At 71.3% G+C, this 16,080-nt stretch carries 14 protein-coding genes; 9 read left to right on the forward strand and 5 right to left on the reverse strand.

Annotated elements, in window-relative coordinates; genetic code table 11:
• The first annotated feature begins 79 nt into the window (after positions 1-79).
• Both AB0I89_RS05415 and AB0I89_RS05420 read left to right on the forward strand, forming a co-directional pair.
• A complete protein-coding gene (locus AB0I89_RS05415; RefSeq protein WP_357120517.1) occupies positions 80-529 on the forward strand; it encodes a hypothetical protein in 450 nt (149 codons plus the stop codon).
• A gap of 11 nt (positions 530-540) precedes the next feature.
• Positions 541-888 carry a hypothetical protein gene (locus tag AB0I89_RS05420; protein ID WP_357120520.1) on the forward strand — a complete coding sequence of 116 codons (348 nt, stop codon included), beginning with the start codon at positions 541-543 and terminating at the stop codon, positions 886-888.
• A 67-nt stretch (positions 889-955) separates the two neighbouring features.
• Here the strand turns inward: AB0I89_RS05420 and AB0I89_RS05425 are convergent, their stop codons facing one another.
• Positions 956-3,805 carry a glycoside hydrolase N-terminal domain-containing protein gene (locus AB0I89_RS05425; RefSeq protein WP_357120523.1) on the reverse strand — a complete coding sequence of 950 codons (2,850 nt, stop codon included), beginning with the start codon at positions 3,803-3,805 and terminating at the stop codon, positions 956-958.
• A gap of 460 nt (positions 3,806-4,265) precedes the next feature.
• On the opposite strand from AB0I89_RS05425, the gene AB0I89_RS05430 reads away from it, so the two are divergent.
• From AB0I89_RS05430 to AB0I89_RS05445, 4 genes are all read left to right on the forward strand, one after another.
• Positions 4,266-5,840 carry a glycoside hydrolase family 43 protein gene (locus AB0I89_RS05430; protein WP_357120527.1) on the forward strand — a complete coding sequence of 525 codons (1,575 nt, stop codon included), beginning with the start codon at positions 4,266-4,268 and terminating at the stop codon, positions 5,838-5,840.
• A gap of 31 nt (positions 5,841-5,871) precedes the next feature.
• Positions 5,872-6,912: a LacI family DNA-binding transcriptional regulator gene (locus AB0I89_RS05435; protein WP_357120530.1), complete on the forward strand. Its 1,041-nt coding sequence runs from the start codon at positions 5,872-5,874 to the stop codon at positions 6,910-6,912.
• A 120-nt stretch (positions 6,913-7,032) separates the two neighbouring features.
• Positions 7,033-7,437 carry a YciI family protein gene (locus AB0I89_RS05440; RefSeq protein WP_357120534.1) on the forward strand — a complete coding sequence of 135 codons (405 nt, stop codon included), beginning with the start codon at positions 7,033-7,035 and terminating at the stop codon, positions 7,435-7,437.
• An 8-nt stretch (positions 7,438-7,445) separates the two neighbouring features.
• Entirely contained in the window at positions 7,446-8,591 is a 1,146-nt protein-coding gene (locus AB0I89_RS05445) for a DUF6596 domain-containing protein (RefSeq protein ID WP_357120812.1), read from the forward strand.
• Positions 8,592-8,611: 20 nt separating this feature from the next.
• Here AB0I89_RS05445 and AB0I89_RS05450 read toward each other — a convergent pair whose 3' ends face one another.
• Together AB0I89_RS05450 and AB0I89_RS05455 are read right to left on the reverse strand one after the other, a co-directional pair.
• Positions 8,612-9,292, reverse strand: coding sequence for a hypothetical protein (locus tag AB0I89_RS05450; protein WP_357120536.1), 681 nt, complete (start codon positions 9,290-9,292; stop codon positions 8,612-8,614).
• Positions 9,293-9,396: 104 nt separating this feature from the next.
• Positions 9,397-10,287 carry an SGNH/GDSL hydrolase family protein gene (locus tag AB0I89_RS05455; protein ID WP_357120540.1) on the reverse strand — a complete coding sequence of 297 codons (891 nt, stop codon included), beginning with the start codon at positions 10,285-10,287 and terminating at the stop codon, positions 9,397-9,399.
• A gap of 202 nt (positions 10,288-10,489) precedes the next feature.
• Here AB0I89_RS05455 and AB0I89_RS05460 point away from each other — a divergent pair, with 202 nt between their 5' ends.
• Positions 10,490-11,203: a hypothetical protein gene (locus AB0I89_RS05460; RefSeq protein WP_357120544.1), complete on the forward strand. Its 714-nt coding sequence runs from the start codon at positions 10,490-10,492 to the stop codon at positions 11,201-11,203.
• A gap of 7 nt (positions 11,204-11,210) precedes the next feature.
• Here the strand turns inward: AB0I89_RS05460 and AB0I89_RS05465 are convergent, their stop codons facing one another.
• Together AB0I89_RS05465 and AB0I89_RS05470 are read right to left on the reverse strand one after the other, a co-directional pair.
• Positions 11,211-12,044, reverse strand: coding sequence for an alpha/beta hydrolase (locus tag AB0I89_RS05465; RefSeq protein ID WP_357120547.1), 834 nt, complete (start codon positions 12,042-12,044; stop codon positions 11,211-11,213).
• A 93-nt stretch (positions 12,045-12,137) separates the two neighbouring features.
• Positions 12,138-12,707 (reverse strand): alpha/beta fold hydrolase, encoded by a 570-nt coding sequence (locus AB0I89_RS05470; RefSeq protein ID WP_357120550.1) that lies wholly within the window; start codon positions 12,705-12,707, stop codon positions 12,138-12,140.
• 250 nt (positions 12,708-12,957) lie between these two features.
• Here AB0I89_RS05470 and rph point away from each other — a divergent pair, with 250 nt between their 5' ends.
• Both rph and AB0I89_RS05480 read left to right on the forward strand, forming a co-directional pair.
• The gene (gene rph, locus AB0I89_RS05475; RefSeq protein ID WP_357120553.1) at positions 12,958-15,576 is read left to right on the forward strand and encodes a rifamycin-inactivating phosphotransferase; all 2,619 of its coding nucleotides are present in this window, start codon (positions 12,958-12,960) and stop codon (positions 15,574-15,576) included.
• A 147-nt stretch (positions 15,577-15,723) separates the two neighbouring features.
• The gene (locus AB0I89_RS05480) at positions 15,724-16,080 is read left to right on the forward strand and encodes a YciI family protein (RefSeq protein ID WP_357120556.1); all 357 of its coding nucleotides are present in this window, start codon (positions 15,724-15,726) and stop codon (positions 16,078-16,080) included.

A 16,080-nucleotide genomic window follows, 5' to 3' on the forward strand; every position in this document is an offset into this window, starting at 1 on the left:
CCCGGGCGCTGTCCGGGCCTAGCCTTTTCCCAGGTGGCCGGCAGGATGCCGAACCACGACGAGCGAGAGGGAGCCCGACATGTCCGAGAAGTCCTCCACGACCGATTCCGCCGGCTTCAGCGCCGAGGAGCGTGCCGCGATGAAGGAGCGTGCGGCAGAGCTGCGTGCCGAGGGCAAGAAGGGCGCCAAGAAGGCCGACGGGTTACAGGCGGTCCTCGACCGGATCGCGCAGATGGCGCCGGACGACCGCGCGCTCGCCGAGCGGGTGCACGTGGCGGTCACCACCGCCGCGCCCGAGCTGTCGCCGAAGACGTGGTACGGGATGCCCGCGTACGCGAACGCCGCCGACAAGATCGTCGTCTTCTATCAGGACTCCGGCAAGTTCAACTACCGGTACTCGACGCTGGGCTTCCAGGACCCGGCCAACCTCGACGACGGCGACTTCTGGCCGGTGTCGTACGCCCTGCGCGCGTGGAGCCCCGAGGTGGAGAAGCGGATCGTCGAGCTGGTGCGCGCGGCGGTCTCCTGAAGCACGCTCTGGTGGGCCGTGCACCCACCAGCGATGATCGGGACGTGTCGCCCTGGGAGTTCGTCACGGATATCGGCGTACCGCTGTTCTTCGTCGTCGGTGCGGCAGTCACCGCGGTCGGCGCGTTCACCGATCCGCCGCAGGATTTCTCCTGGCCGCGCGGCTGGGAGTGGGCGTGGGTGGGCGTGTGGGTCATGGCGAGCGGCGAGGCGGCGTTCGGCACCGACCGACCGTGGTTCGAGCGCGCCTGGAAGGGCGCCGTCACCCTCCTCGTCGCCGTGGCATTCGTGGTCGCCGTGTGGCGACGATGGCGGTGGCGCACGAGGGCCCGAGGCACGGACGCCGGCGCGGCGGGGTAGACCACGGTTGGGCGACACGCCCGGCCCGCCGCCGGCGCGGGGCCGGCGGCGGGCGGGAACGCGCGGGTCAGGTGGTCGTGCAGGTGATGTCGGTCGGCGGGTTGTTGGTCCCCGTCGAGGTGGCGAGGAAGCCGAACGTGGTGGAGCCACCGGCCGGCAACGACCCGTTGTAGTCCACGTTCGTCACCCGCACACTCGCGCCGCTCTGGGTGTGCGTGCCGCCCCAGATCTGGCTGATCGCCTGCCCGTTGGGGAAGGTCCAGGAGACCGTCCAGCCACGGATCGCCGTCGCTCCGGCGGTCACCGTGACCGAGCCCTGGAACCCCCCCGACCAGGCGTTCGTCACCGTGTACGTCGCCCGCGCGCCGGACGGCGAGGGTGTGCTCGACACGGTCGGCGTCGGCGTCGGGATCGGGCTCGGTGTGTCGGTCGGACTCGGGGTCGGCGAGACGGTGGGCGAGGGCGTGCTGGTCAGCGTCGGTGACGGTGTCACACCGGGCCGCGCCGCGCGGTAGGTGTGACCGGCGCGGACGGCGAGTTGCACGACATCCGTTTCGGGTCGGGTGGTGCTGGGGGTGCTGCCGTCGGCGACGTCGACGAGCGTGAAGGACCCGTTGAAGAGGCGGGCGCGCAGGCGTACGGTGCCGTCCCGGTCGGCGCGGAGGCTGATCTCGTCGGCCTGCCCACTGGTCCAGGCCACGCCGACGGTGTACCCGCCGCGCCCGCGCAGGCCGGCGACCTGGCCGGTGGGCCAGGCGCTCGGCAGCGCGGGGAGCAGGTGCAGCTCGCCGTTGTGGCTGTGCAGCAACATCTCGGCGACGCCGGACGTCGCGCCGAAGTTGCCGTCGATCTGGAACGGTGGGTGCAGGTCGAACATGTTGGGCGCGAGCCGGTCGGTGCGGACGAGGTCCTTCAGGAGCTTGTAGGCACGGGTTCCGTCCTCCAGCCGGGCCCAGTAATTGATCTTCCAGGCGAGGGACCAGCCGGTCCCGTCGTCGCCGCGCAGTTCCAGCGTCCGGCGGGCGGCCTCGTAGAGCTGCGGGGTGCCGCGCTTGGTGATCTGGTTGCTGGGATGCAGGCCGTACAGGTGGGAGACGTGTCGGTGGTTGCGTTCGGTCTCGACCCAGTCGGCGAGCCACTCCTGCACGTTGCCACGGGAGCCGACCTTCATCGGGGCCAGCCGGTCCCGCGCCGTCCGCACCTGGGAGCGGAACGTGGTGTCCACGCCCAGCACCTCGCTGGCCCGGGCCACGGCGTCGAACAGGTCCCGCAGGATCTGGTTGTCCATCGTGGGCCCGGCGCAGACGCTGGCGTTCGAGTGGTGCGGCAACTCGGGCGAGTTCGACGGGTTGGTGACCAGGTAACCGAGCGACGGGTGAGCGACCAGGGTGTCGAGGAAGAACTGGGCCGCGCCCTTGAGCGCCGGATAGTTGGCCGCCAGGAAACCGGCGTCGCCGGTGAACAGGTAGTGCTCCCAGATCAGCGTGGACAGCCAGGCCCCGCCGGTCTGCCACATCCCCCACAACGCGCCGTCGACGACCGAGGCGCCCCGCCACGCGTCGGTGTTGTGGTGGGTGACCCAGCCGCCCGCGCCGTACTGCGCCTGGGCGACGCGGGCACCGGTGGCCGTCAGATCCTTGATCATGTCGAAGACCGGCAGGAAACACTCGGCCAGGTTCGTGGTGTCGGCGGGCCAGTAGTTCATCGGCAGGTTGGCGTTGATCGTGTACTTCGAGTCCCACGGCGGCGTCATCGAGTCGTTCCAGATGCCCTGCAGGTTCGCCGGTTGCGTGCCCGGACGCGAGGAGGAGATCAGCAGGTACCGGCCGAACTGGAACAGCAGGGCCGAGAACTGCGGATCGTTGGTGCTCCCGTGCTGGGCGATCCGCACGTCGGTCGGTTGGTCGGCCGCTGCCGTCCGCCCGAGGTCGATGGTCACCCGGTTGAACAGGGCCTGGTAGTCGGCGAGATGGCGGCCGCGCAGCTGGTCGTAGCTCGCCCCGCGGGCGGCGCTGAGGCGGGTACGCGCGATGCCCTGGTAGTCGCCGTTGACCGTGCGGTAGTTGACGTAGCTGGACCCGATCGAGATCAGGACGGTCACGCTCGTGGCCCCGGAGACGCGCAGGGTGCCGCCCGAGCTGCTGACCGTCCCGCCCGTCGCGGCGGCGGAGGCCAGCGCCAGGAAGCGCACCGACCCGTTGACGCCCTCCATGGCTCCGGAGATGCCGTCGACCGCGATCGTGGCGGCGTCGGGGCTCGACATCGTCGTGCGTTGTGGGCTGTCGAAGGTGGCGTTGAACGTGATCGAGTTGGCGCGGTCGGCGGTCAACCGGAGCACGATCACCCCGTCGGGCGCGCTGGCGAACACCTCGCGCTGGTGTCGGACGCCGTTGAGGACGTACGTGGTGGTGACGGTGGCGGTGGTCAGGTCGAGCGTCCGGTTGTACTGCGACGCGCCGCTGGCGGAACCGAAGGCGAGACGCAGGTTGCCCACCGGCTGGTAGGCGAGCTGACCGCCCGGGTTCCCCATCATCGTCTGGTTGATCAGGTCCTGCGCCGACGTCCACTGGTCGGCGAAGACCCGCCGCCGGATCTCGGCAAGGTTGGCCGCGCCCCGGGTGTTGGCCGAGTCGTACGGGCCGCCGGCCCAGACGGTGTCCTCGTTGAGTTGCAGCCGTTCGGTGTCGACGTTGCCGAACACCATCGCGCCGAGACGCCCGTTGCCGATCGGCAGCGCGCGGAGCCAGTCGGTGCCCGCCGGCTCGTCGTACCACAGAGCCATGTCGTTGGCGGCGAGCACCTGCGGCGGCGCGACCGAGCCGGCGCGGGCGACGGCGGACCACGCGACCGGTAGCAGCGCGGCGCCGGCGCCCACGGCACCGGCGCGTAGCACGTTTCTTCGTGTCACTTCGGACATGGTCTCTCCAATCTGCGCAGGCCAGATACCTCACGCAGGTGGGGACGGCGCCGCTGGAGACGCCGCCGGAATTGGCGCGATGGCGGGGACGTGCCCACGGCCGGATTGCCGTTCGAGTCCTGGCGGGGACGGTCGGCGGTGGCCGGGACGCGTGGTGGGCGCTCGCTGTTAGCGTTAACAGGCGCGGCCCGCTCGCACCCTCTGGCAACGTTCACAGCCGAGACCCGGCGCACCGGGCTCCCGGCGGCGCGCCATACATCCTCCATAGACCTTCGTAGATGACGACGCTGCTCGTCAATAGATGACGACCATGTTTCGGATCGGCGCGCAGGGGCGCGCCACCGGCGGGCCGCCCGGACACCTTGCCATCGACGCAGCTCGTTCGTACCATCCGGAGCCACGAGATGTTATCGCGAACAAACCGCGACATCTCGGCACCGACCGCTCGGAGGTGGCAGCTGTGTCCTCAGGCTCGTCGGCCGTTGCGGGCTACGACAACCCGGTCGTACCCGGCTTCTACCCTGACCCGAGCGTCTGCCGGGTCGGCGAGGATTACTACCTCGTCTGCTCGAGCTTCGAGTACTTCCCCGGGGTGCCGCTCCTGCACAGCCGGGACCTGGTCCACTGGCGACAGATCGGTAACGTCCTCGACCGTGCCAGCCAGTTGCAGATCCCGCCCGACGCCGACGCGTCCGGAGGCATCTTCGCGCCGACCATCCGCCACCACGACGGCCGCTTCTGGGTGATCACCACCAACGTCAGCCTTGGCCGGCATCTCATCGTCACCGCGGCGGATCCCACCGGCCCATGGTCGGAGCCGGTCTACCTCGACCTGCCGCACGTCGACCCGTCCCTGGCCTGGGACGATGACGGCACCTGCTGGCTGACGACCTCGGGAGTGGACGGCTACCGGATCGACCCGGACACGGGCCGGGTGCGGGAGGGTCCGATCGCGCTCTGGTCCGGCACCGGAGGGCAGTACCCGGAGGCGCCGCACCTGTACCGGATCGGCGAATGGTGGTACCTGCTGCTCTCCGAGGGCGGCACCCACACCGGTCACGCCGTCTCGGTCGCCCGGTCCCGCAGCCCTCGGGGGCCGTTCGAGCCCGCGCCGACCAACCCGATCCTCACCCACCGGAGCACTGACCTGCCCGTCCAGGCGGCCGGGCACGCCGACCTGGTGCAGGCTGCGGACGGCAGTTGGTGGATGGTCCTGCTGGGGATCCGGCCGAAGGGCCAGTGGCCGCCCTTCCACGTGCTCGGACGCGAGACGTTCCTCGTGCCGGTCCGCTGGGTCGACGGCTGGCCCGTGATCGACCCCGTCCGAGAGGTCACCGCCGCACCCGCCGGCAGCCCGCCGGCCCTGGCCGCCCCACCCGATCCGGGCGCGCACCGCGACGACTTCGACACGACCAGCCTCGCACCCGGGTGGGTCTCGCCCCGCTCCCGTCCCGACGCGGCCTGGTCGTTGACCGAGCGGCCCGGATGGCTCACCCTGCACGCCACCGGTACGACGCTGGACCGCGCCGGCGCGACGATCGTGGCGGCCCGCCAACGCCACCATGACTGCCGCGCCAGCGTGCGAGTCGATCCGGGCGGCGGCACGGCCGGACTCACCCTGCGCATCGACGAGGCGCACCACTACGACCTCGAGGTCCAGGACGCCGTCGTCCGCGTGCTCGGCCGGGTGGGACCGTTCCGGCAGGTCTTCGCGACGCTCGACGTACCCCGTGGTCCGCTCATCCTGACGATCGCTACCCGGACCCACGATCTCTACCCGCCGACCGTGACGTCCGCCGCCGGCCTCGCCGCCACCGACGAACCCTTCGGGGTACGCGCCGCCACCAGCGACATGATCACGTTCGAGGTGGAGAGCACCGAGGGTCGGGTGCTGCTGGCCGAACTCGACGGACGCTACCTCTCCACCGAGGTCGCCGGCGGCTTCACCGGCCGGGTCATCGGCATGTACGTGACCGACGGCGTCGCGGCCTTCGACTGGTTCGACTACCGTCCCATGGCGCGTCCGCCCGGCTGAACGACCGGTGCCGCGATCGTAGACTCGCCGTGTGAGCGACGAGAGCCGGCGGCGCCGCCCCCGCAAGCCACTGCGGGGTGACCTGCCCGTCGCCACGATCGCCGAGCTCGCCGGCGTGTCCCCGCCCACGGTGTCCAAGGTCCTCAACGGCCGGGCCGGGGTGGGTGAACAGACCCGGCAGCGGGTGGAGGCGCTGTTGCGCGACCACGGCTACCGCCGACCGGAGCACGCCGTGAGAACCCGCTGCGTCGAGGTGCTCTTTCACCACATGCTGCCCTCGATCGCGCTGGAGATCCTGCGCGGCATCCAGGAGGTCGCCGACGCGCGGCACTGCACCGTCGGGTTCGTCGACCTCCGCCACCGCGTGACGGCGGGGCTGCCCTGGATGGAGCCTCTGCTGCTGCGGCATCCGACCGCTGTCATCGCGGTCTGTTCTCTCGTCACCGCCGAACACGGCCGGCAGTTGGCCGCCATGGGCATACCGCTGGTCGCCATCGACCCGGGCGGCGAACACTTCCCCACCCCCGCCGTCGGGTCGAACAACTGGAGCGGCGCCCTCGCCGCCACCCGGCACCTTCTCGACCTCGGCCACCGGCGGATCGGGGTACTCACCGGGCCGGTGCAGGACCTGGCGGCGCGGGCCCGCCTGGACGGCTTCCGCGCCGCGCTGGATCATGCCGGCATCGGCTTCGATGACAGCCTCGAACGGCAGGGGGTCTTCAGTTTCGTGGCCGGCCGGGACCTCGGCCGCGAGTTGCTGGCCCTGCCCGAACCACCCACCGCCATCGTCTGCGGCAACGACCTGCAGGCCCTCGGCGTCTACGCGGCGGCACACGACGTCGGCTGGCGGATCCCCGAGGACCTCAGCGTCGTCGGGTTCGACGACGTGGACCAGGCGACCTGGACGTCGCCACCACTGACCACGGTGCGACAACCGTTCACCGAGATCGGGGCCACCGCCGCCCGCCTCGCGTTGACGCTGGCCGACAATCACGCGCTGCCCCAGGAACGGTACGAGCTCAGTACGGCGCTCGTCGTCCGGGGCAGCACCGGGCCACCCGGTCCTCGGTAGCAGTGCCGACCGCGACATCGCCAAGATTTTTTCGGCGATGATGTCGAGAACCACCACCCGGCGTCGTCCCCGGGGTGAACGTGACCGGAACGGGTCGCGCCAGCGAGGAGGCACACGACGATGAAGTACCTGCTGTTGAAGCACTACCGGGGCGGTCCGGTCGGAGTGAACGACGTGCCGATGGACCAGTGGACGCCGGAGGAGATCACGGCGCACGTGCGGTACATGCACGACTTCGCCGCCCGGCTGGAAAAGAGCGGCGAGTTCATCGAAGGCCAGGCGCTCGCCCCCGAGGGAGCCTGGGTCCGCTACGACGGAGAGGGACGCCCGCCGGTCACCGACGGCCCGTTCGCCGAGACCAAGGATCTCATCGCCGGCTGGATGGTGATCGACGTCGACAGCTACGAACGCGCCGTCGAGCTGGCGGGCGAGCTGTCGGCCGCGCCGGGCGCGGGCGGTAAGCCGATCCACGAGTGGCTCGAGGTACGCCCCTTCCTCACCGAGCCGCCCACCATCACGGAGTGACCTGCGCGATGGACCAGGCACTGCTCCGGAGCCTCACGCCGAGCGTGCTCGCCGTTCTCGTCCGCCGCGGAGCTGACTTCGCGGCGGCCGAGGACGCCGTACAGGATGCGCTTGTGGAGGCCGTTCGCGTCTGGCCGGCCGACCCGCCGTGCGACCCGAAGGGTTGGCTGATCACCGTGGCGTGGCGTCGGTTCCTCGACACCGCCCGCGCGGACGCCGCCCGTCGTCGTCGGGAGGACGTCGTGGACACCGAGCCGACGCCCGGTCCCACGAGCGGGGTGGACGACACCCTTGCGCTCTACTTCCTCTGCGCCCACCCCTCGCTGACGCCGTCGTCGGCGGTCGCGCTCACGTTGCGCGCCGTCGGAGGGCTGACCACCCGCCAGATCGCCCAGGCCTACCTGGTGCCCGAGGCGACCATGGCGCAGCGCATCAGCCGGGCCAAACGCACCGTCTCCACCGTACGATTCGACCAGCCCGGCGACGTGACCACCGTGCTGCGCGTGCTCTACCTGGTGTTCAACGAGGGCTACACCGGTGCCGTCGACCTCGCCGCCGAGGCCATCCGGCTCACCCGGCAGCTCGCGGTCGCCATCGACCATCCCGAGGTGGCGGGACTGCTCGCCCTCATGCTGCTGCACCACGCCCGCCGTGCCAGCCGGATCGCCCCCGACGGCAGCCTGGTGCCGCTCGCGGAGCAGGACCGCGACCGATGGGACACGACCGCCATCGCCGAGGGCGTCGGCGTCCTCCAGGCGGCCCTCGCCCGCGACCGGCTCGGCGAGTTCCAGGCGCAGGCCGCCATCGCGGCGCTGCACGCCGACGCTCTCACCGCCGAGGAGACCGACTGGGTGCAGATCGTCGAGTGGTACGACGAGCTCGCACGCCTGACCGACAGCCCGGTCGTCCGGCTCAACCGCGCCGTGGCGGTCGGCGCGGCCGACGGTGCCCGAGCCGGGCTGGCGGCCCTCGCCGCGTTGGACGACTCGCTGCCCCGGTACACGGCGGTGGCCGCGTACCTGCACGAACGCGCCGGTGACCTGGCGACGGCGGCGCGGCTCTACGCCGAGGCGGCCCGTAAGGCGGCCAACCTGGCCGAGCGGGACCACCTGACCCGCCAGGCCGCCCGCCTCAACGACCACCGACGGCGGTGAGGGCTGGCGCGCGACCCGCCTCAGACGCTCGGCAGGGGCGCGTACCACTGCGCGCCGGTCACCCGGACCCGCTGCGACTGCCTGCGGTTCCACTCCACCCGCATGCCGTGCCGGCGGAGCACCGGGAAGGCGACCTCGTCCAGTAGGCGTTCCAGGTCGGCCTGGTAACGGGCCTGCTGCTCGGCCTCCGGCAGGGCCGAGTAGGCGGCCTCGTCGAAATCCGCCGCCGGATAGACGCCGTAGCCGAGGTAGACCTCGCCGTCCTCGCTGGCGAGCAGCGACTCCGTGTCCTGCTGGTGGTACCACAGGTAGCCCTGCCAGTGCCGCGAGTCGTCGCGCTCGTCGTGGATCTCGGCGGACGCGCAGGTGCCGCAGCAGCTGAAGTTTTCCCGGGCCACCACGCCGACCTCGGTGAGCTCGGCGAACGCGCGGTTCAGGTTGCTGCGCACCGCGCCCCAACCCTGCTGCTGCTCGCGGCGGGCGGTCAGCGCCCTCTCGTACGCCGATCTCAGGTCGTCGTCGGTGGCGCCGTGTCGCTCGTCGTCCCCGTCGAGGTAGTCCACGAAGTCGTCGGGGTCGTCGGAGCCGCGCACGACCCAGTCCCAGATCTCGGCCTCGATCTCGGCGCGCCCCGGCTCGGCGACCCGCTCGGTCAGGAAGCGGACGCCCGCGGGGCGGTCGTTGTACACCCATCCAGCCACGGCGAGGATCCTGGCACGGACCTCCGACAGTGCCCGGCGGTGGCGGTGCGGACGGTCCGGCCCCGCCGTCGTACGGCGGGGCCGGCTGCGGCGGTCGCGCCCGGTCAGCTCAGGGTGGCGAGCAGCGCGGTGCTCATGCCCTGCTCACCACGGGCGTTCGGGTGAAAGGGCGCGGCGGAGTTCTGCGGCACCAGGCCCTCGACCCAACGGGTGCCGCTGCTCTTGCACGCGTCCCGACCGATCGACGGCGTGTAGACGTCGGCGTAGGTGGCGCCGTTCGCGCCCGCGGCGCTGGCCAGCATGGCGTTGAGCGACTTCTCGATGCCACGCAGGTACGGCACGTCCTGGTACGCGATCGGCACCACCGGCCAGCAGCCGTACCCGCTGTCGGGCAGGATCGCCGGATAGCCGAGGACGACGACGCGCGCGCTGGGCGCGGCCCGGCGGATCGACTGGAGCACGGTGGTCACCTTCGGCACCGTCGCCGCGATCCGGGCCTGCAACTGGTCGGTGCCGCCGGCCGTGTACCGGTTCTTGCACGGCGAGCCGAGGGGACTGCTGAGGCTCGCCTCCGCGCACTCGCCGATGATGCCGGAGAAGCCGATGTCGTTGCCGCCGATCTGCACCGTCACCAACGACGTGCTCGAGGTGACCGCGTTGAGCTGCGGTGGCAGGTTGATGCCCAGTTGACCACTGCCGCCGTAGAGGATGTCGTCGGTCGTGGCCCCGGAGCAGCTCACGTCCGCGAACGACGTCGAGCCGGCGGCCGCGGCCACCAGGGAGGGATAGTTGCGGTTCGACCGTAGACAGTTGAGGTCCACCTGGGTCGGGATCAGGGGACCTGCGGTGTACGAGTCGCCCAGCGCGACGTAGCGGCCGGAGGGGACCGCGGCGCTGGCGGGTGTGGTGACGGCGAGCAGGACGCCGACGGTGGCCGTGGCGAGTGCGGCCACTCGGGCGGCTGCCCGCAGGAGCGGCAGGCGGGGACGGGACATGACGCCTCCCAAGGGAGATCGCGGTGGTGGTGGTGCCGAGATCCTGTCCCCGGTCGGCGATAGACGTCAATATAGATAGGCCTCACTAAATGACACGCTGGAATGTGGATTTCGCCTTCACCACACACCCCTGCGACACGCGATGATCCCCCGCCGCATAGCATGGCGACAGTTCGGGACGGCTCTGCTGAAACGAGGCGACATGCGTTGGCTCCAGCGGCTGCTGGGCGGCGGGCGGATCCAGCTCGACCCGGAGCGGCAGCAGACGCTGCTGCGAGACCTCCAGCACGGATACGGCCCGCGGGCACGGACCCCGTTCCCCGCGCAGGTCGAGGCGGCGACCGGGATGCTGAGCGGGGACGACGGGCTGGTGGTCGCGGCCCGGGTCCTGCACCAGGTCGCCGACGAGGCACACCTCGATCTTCGGGCGCAGGCCCAGGACATCCACCGTCGGACGGGCCGGCGACTCCTCGTGCACCGGCGCAACTACCGGCAACTGTGGTCGGAGGCCGGCCCCGGACTGCGCTGGCCGCTGTTCGCGCTGCCCTGCGGCTTCCACCCGTACGCACAGGTGGCCGCCGCTGTCGCGGTGGTCGGCGGTCGCGCGGCCCGGCTCGATCGGGTGACCGATCCGGCGCCGCTGGTGACCCACATGTTCGAGGTGCTCGACCTCACCACCGCCGGCTGGGAGTACGGCCGGGTGCGGGTGGACACCGACGGGGCAGCCCTGGTCGATCGACTGATCGCGAGCGCCGCGCAGATCCTCGCGGCCATGGACGACCCACCGCGACTGCCGCCGCCGGTCCGCGCGCTGATGCGCCGCAACAACAGCCTCGACGTCCACGATCCGCACGCCGGACATCCGGTGGGACGGTTCAACCTGGGCGCGCGGATGCGGGAGCAACTGCTGGCCTGACCGCCGATCAGGCGGGGGCGTGCGCGCCCAGGAAGGCGAGCAACAGGGTCACCACCTCGTCGGGGTACTGCACGTGCGGGTAGTGACCCGCGCCCTCGACCATCTCGAGCCGCCCCCGCCCGCTCGGCAGCGCGGCCACGATGGCCTCGCCCTCGGCGCGCGGGTCGGCCCAGTCCGGGTCGAGCGCGCCCTCGACGATCAGGACCGGACAGCGGACGTTACCCAGTTGCGCCCCGGCGTCGGTCGGCGCCGACCGACCCATCCCACGCATCGCCGCCATCCGGCCGGGCTCGCGCATCATGGCGTCGATCCGGGCCGTGCGGGCGGCCCAGTCGGCCGGCTTGCGGCCCGGGTAGGCCACGTCGAGATAGCTGCGCCAGAGCCGGACGCTGCCGAACAGGCCGGTGCCGAGCAGCCGGGCGATGCCCCTGCGGTAACGGGAGACCCGCAGGTCACCCAGCTTGATCGACTGCTTGCGGGTGAAGGGGGCCAGTTCGACGACGCCGGCGACCAACTCGGGGGCACGGGCGGCGGCGATGGTGGCGGCCCCGCCGGAGATCGAGTGACCGACCAGCACGGCCGGGCCGCCCAGGTGGCGGATGATGGCGAGCAGATCACCCGCGATGTCGGTGCGACTGTAGGAGCGCCATCCGACGCTCGACTCGCCACAACCGCGCAGGTCGACCGCGGCCACCCGGTAGCCGGCGGCCGCCAGGCGCGGCACAACGAAGCGGTACGCCTCGCGGCTGTCACCCATGCCGTGGGCAAGCACGACGAGCGGCCCGGCGCCGGTCACCTCGTACGCCAGGGTGCCGCCGTCCACGTTCAGGTACTCGGTCATCGAAGCCTCCTAGCTAATCGTCTTAGCTAGAGGCTAATCCTATTAGCCACACCCGTCAAAGTGATGTCCACCGCCCCGCCTGACGGAGTGGGGTCAGCGTGCGGACGCGACGTCCCGGGTGATCACCCGCGCCACCTCGCCGAGGTCGTCGTCGAGCTGATGGTCGCGCCCCGGGAGCCGGTACAGGAGCGCCTGCGGCAGCGCCCGCGCGTAACGATCGGCGTGCGACGGCGGCACCGTCTCGTCCCCGAGGCCGTGGAACACCCGCACCGGCACGCCGCGCGGCAGCCTGGCACCGAGGTCGCCCGGCAACTCGAACTCGTCGCCGGGCCAACCGCCCGCTCCGACGAACGGAGCTGCGACCAGGACGATCAGCGCCAGCTCACGCTCCGGTGGCCGCTCGGCGAGCACGTGCGCGAGAATCGCCCCGCCCACCGAATGGCCGATCACGACCGCGCCGTCGTCCAGGGCCGCGATCTCCCGGCGAACGGCGGCGCTCCAGGTGGCGTAGCGCGGATCGCCCTCGTCGGGCAGGCGTGGATAGCGGACGTCGTACGAGTCACCGAGCTCGCGCCGCAGGCTGTCGACCATCCGGCTGTCCCACTCGTCGTACGTGCCGGGGCCGGCGCCCTGGACGAAGAGGATTTGCCTGACCGCTGTCACGGCAGCTCCCTCTCGTGCTTTCGGGGCGGGACCGCGCCGCTCTTTCGCGATTTTCATTCGTGGCCGGAAAACGCCACCGGTATCCGCTCCCACTTAAACGTATATCGCGACCGGGGCCTTGCCGCAAGACCCCGGTCGTGACGCAGAATCGTCGGCCGGAGACGGAACGATGCGAAGAATCGGGGCACCACGTGGGTGTGTTGTGCAGGACGCGAGTGTTCACGCCGACCGTGCGGGCCGAGGTGGCGCGATGACGGACCGGTACGTGTGGGATCTCGACGAGGTCGACGAGACGCAGGTCGCGCTCGTCGGCGGCAAGGGCGCCCGACTGGGGGCGCTGACACGGATCGACGGCGTCCGCGTACCGCCCGGCTTCTGTGTGACGACCGACGCGTTCCGACGGGTCGTGGCCGAGGCGCCCGCGATGGCTGATCACCTCGACCGCCTGTCGCGCCTCGCGGCGGACGACCGGGACACGATCCGCGACCTCAGCGCGGAGATCCGCCGAATCATCGAAGCCATCGTCCCGCCCGACGAGGTGGTGACGGCGATCGGCGCGGCCCTGCGCCGCCACGGCGCCGACACGGCCTACGCCGTCCGGTCCAGCGCCACCGCGGAGGACCTCGCGACGGCCTCCTTCGCGGGCCAGCAGGACACCTACCTGAACGTCCGGGGCGCGGAGGCCGTCCTCGCGCACGTCAGCCGGTGCTGGGCCTCGCTCTTCACCGAGCGGGCCGTCAGCTACCGGCAGCGCAACGGCATCGACCACCGGACGGTCCACCTCGCGGTCGTGGTGCAGAAGATGGTGTTCCCGCAGGCGGCCGGCGTGCTGTTCACGGCCGATCCGGTCACGTCCAACCGGAAGGTCGCCTCCGTGGAGGCCAGCTTCGGTCTCGGCGAGGCGCTGGTCTCCGGGCTCGTGAACCCGGACGCCTACCGGGTGCGCGACGACGCGATCGTCGACCGGTCGATCGCCGTCAAGCGCCTCGCCATCAACGCCCTCCCCGGCGGCGGCACCGACCGACAGACGATCAGCGCGGACCGGCAGGGCCAGCCGGCGCTGACGGACGACCAGGTCCTGCGACTGGTACGGGTGGGGCGGCGCATCGAGGCGGCCTTCGGTTGCCCGCAGGACATCGAGTGGTGCCTGTCCGACGGCGACGCCCAGATCGTCCAGAGCCGGCCGATCACCACGCTGTTCCCGGTACCCGCCGCCGCCGGGGACGGGGCGAACCACGTCTACCTGTCCGTGGGACATCAGCAGATGATGACCGACGCCATGAAGCCGCTGGGGCTGTCCATGTGGCAGCTCACGGCGATGGCGCCGATGCACGAGGCCGGTGGGCGGCTCTTCGTGGACGCCACCGGAATCCTGGCGTCGCCCGCGAGCCGCGCCGGCTTCCTCGAGATGGCGGGCAGGTCCGATCCGTTGACCCGGGACGCGCTGGAGACCCTGCTCGCCCGCCCCGACTTCGTACCGACGCTGACCGACGACGCTCCCCGTGTCCCCCGGCTGGGCGGCGCGCCGGCCACGATCGAGAACGATCCGGCCATCGTCACCGAACTGGTCGAGCGCAGCCGGACGTCCCTCGCCGCGCTGCGGCGTGACATCGCGACGGTGACCGGACCGGCACTGTTCGACTTCCTGCTCACGGCATTCGAGGAGCACAAGCGGCTGCTCGCCGATCCATTGAGCATGCAGGCGATCATGGCGGGGATGGAGGCCACCTGGTGGCTCAACGAACAGCTCGCCGGTTGGCTGGGTGAGCGGAACGCCGCCGACACCCTCACCCTGTCGGCCCCCGGCAACATCACGTCGGAGATGGGCCTGGCGCTGCTCGACGTCGCGGACGCGATCCGCCCGTACCCCGAGGTGGTGGCGTTCCTGCGGGACGTCGACGACGACGGCTTCCTCGACGAGCTGCCGAGACTGCCGGGCGGCAGCCAGGCGCGCGACGCCATCCGGGCCTATCTCGACCGGTACGGGATGCGCTGCGTCGGCGAGATCGACATCACGAGGCCGCGCTGGGCCGAACGCCCCACCACGCTCGTACCCCTGATCCTCGACAACATCAGGTTGCACGAGCGCGGCGCGGCCGCACGGCGCTTCGCGCAGGGGCGCGAGGAGGCCCAGCGCAAGCGCGAGGAGCTGCTGGAACGCCTGCGTGCCCTGCCGGACGGGGTGCGCAAGGCCGACGAGACCGCACGGATGATCGACCGGGTTCGCACCTTCATCGGGTACCGGGAGTACCCGAAGTACGCGATCATCAGCCGCTACCTCGTCTACAAGCAGGCCCTGCTGCGGGAGGCGGAACGCCTCCTGCGGGCGGGCGTGCTGCGCCAGATCGACGACATCTTCTACCTCACCTTCGCCGAGCTGCACGACTTCGTGCGGACGCACCGGATCGACGATCACCTCGTCGAGCGGCGCAGGGAGGCGTTCCGGACGCACCAGAGGCTCACCCCGCCCCGGGTGCTCACCTCGGAGGGAGAGGGCATCTCCGGGGCGTACCGACGCGATGACGTGCCGGCCGGCGCGCTTGTCGGTCTCGGCGTCTCCGACGGGATCGTCGAGGGTCGCGCCCGCGTCCTTCCCGACCTGGCCGAGACCGACCTGGAACCGGGCGACATCCTGGTCACCGCGTACACTGACCCGAGCTGGTCGCCGCTGTTCGTGGCGGTCGCCGGACTGGTCACCGAGGTGGGTGGCCTCATGACCCACGGGGCGGTCATCGCCCGGGAGTACGGCCTGCCCGCCGTCGTCGGCGTGCCGGACGCGACCAGGCTCATCCGGAACGGGCAGCGGATCCGGGTGCACGGCGCCGACGGGTACGTCGAGATCGTGTCGGACGAGGGCGCTCAGGTGTAGGGCATCGTCGGGAACCAGCCGTAGCCCGATCGCCGCGAAGTCCAGGATCGAACTGTGCGGCCTGGCTGTCGATCTACCGCCCGCCCGAGCCGTCGTAGTGTAGGGGCCCACCACCGAGGGGGCCGGCACACGGACGGGACTTGAGCCATGGCCAAGTACATGATTCTGATCTACGGCGACGCCCAGCAGTGGGAGGCGATGACCGACGAGCAGTGGAAGGCACACGACGCCGCGCACGCGGCGTTCGCCGAGAAGGCTGGGACGCAGATCATCGACGGAAAGCAGTTGGAGATGTCGCCCACGGCCACCACGCTGCGCTCGGACTCGATGGGGCAGATCACGACGACCGACGGCCCGTTCCTGGAGACCAAGGAGGCGCTCGGCGGCTACTACCTGATCGAGGCCACCGACCTGGACGAGGTGCTGTCGTTGGCGAAACTGCTCCCCGAGGTGCGCGCGTCGCACAGCGGTGTGGAGATCCGCCCGGTGGTCGACCACGGTTGA

This window comes from Micromonospora sp. NPDC049801 (genome assembly GCF_040656575.1).
Classification (GTDB): Bacteria; Actinomycetota; Actinomycetes; order Mycobacteriales; family Micromonosporaceae; genus Micromonospora.

What these genes read in the sequence shown, in the direction of transcription:
- AB0I89_RS05465 (WP_357120547.1), bottom strand. Translation starts at nt 12,044, where the DNA reads ATGACCGAGTACCTGAACGTGGACGGCGGCACCCTGGCGTACGAGGTG.
- AB0I89_RS05440 (WP_357120534.1), top strand. Translation starts at nt 7,033, where the DNA reads ATGAAGTACCTGCTGTTGAAGCACTACCGGGGCGGTCCGGTCGGAGTG.
- AB0I89_RS05425 (WP_357120523.1), bottom strand. Translation starts at nt 3,805, where the DNA reads ATGTCCGAAGTGACACGAAGAAACGTGCTACGCGCCGGTGCCGTGGGC.
- AB0I89_RS05460 (WP_357120544.1), top strand. Translation starts at nt 10,490, where the DNA reads ATGCGTTGGCTCCAGCGGCTGCTGGGCGGCGGGCGGATCCAGCTCGAC.
- AB0I89_RS05455 (WP_357120540.1), bottom strand. Translation starts at nt 10,287, where the DNA reads ATGTCCCGTCCCCGCCTGCCGCTCCTGCGGGCAGCCGCCCGAGTGGCC.
- AB0I89_RS05445 (WP_357120812.1), top strand. Translation starts at nt 7,446, where the DNA reads ATGGACCAGGCACTGCTCCGGAGCCTCACGCCGAGCGTGCTCGCCGTT.
- rph (WP_357120553.1), top strand. Translation starts at nt 12,958, where the DNA reads ATGACGGACCGGTACGTGTGGGATCTCGACGAGGTCGACGAGACGCAG.
- AB0I89_RS05480 (WP_357120556.1), top strand. Translation starts at nt 15,724, where the DNA reads ATGGCCAAGTACATGATTCTGATCTACGGCGACGCCCAGCAGTGGGAG.
- AB0I89_RS05415 (WP_357120517.1), top strand. Translation starts at nt 80, where the DNA reads ATGTCCGAGAAGTCCTCCACGACCGATTCCGCCGGCTTCAGCGCCGAG.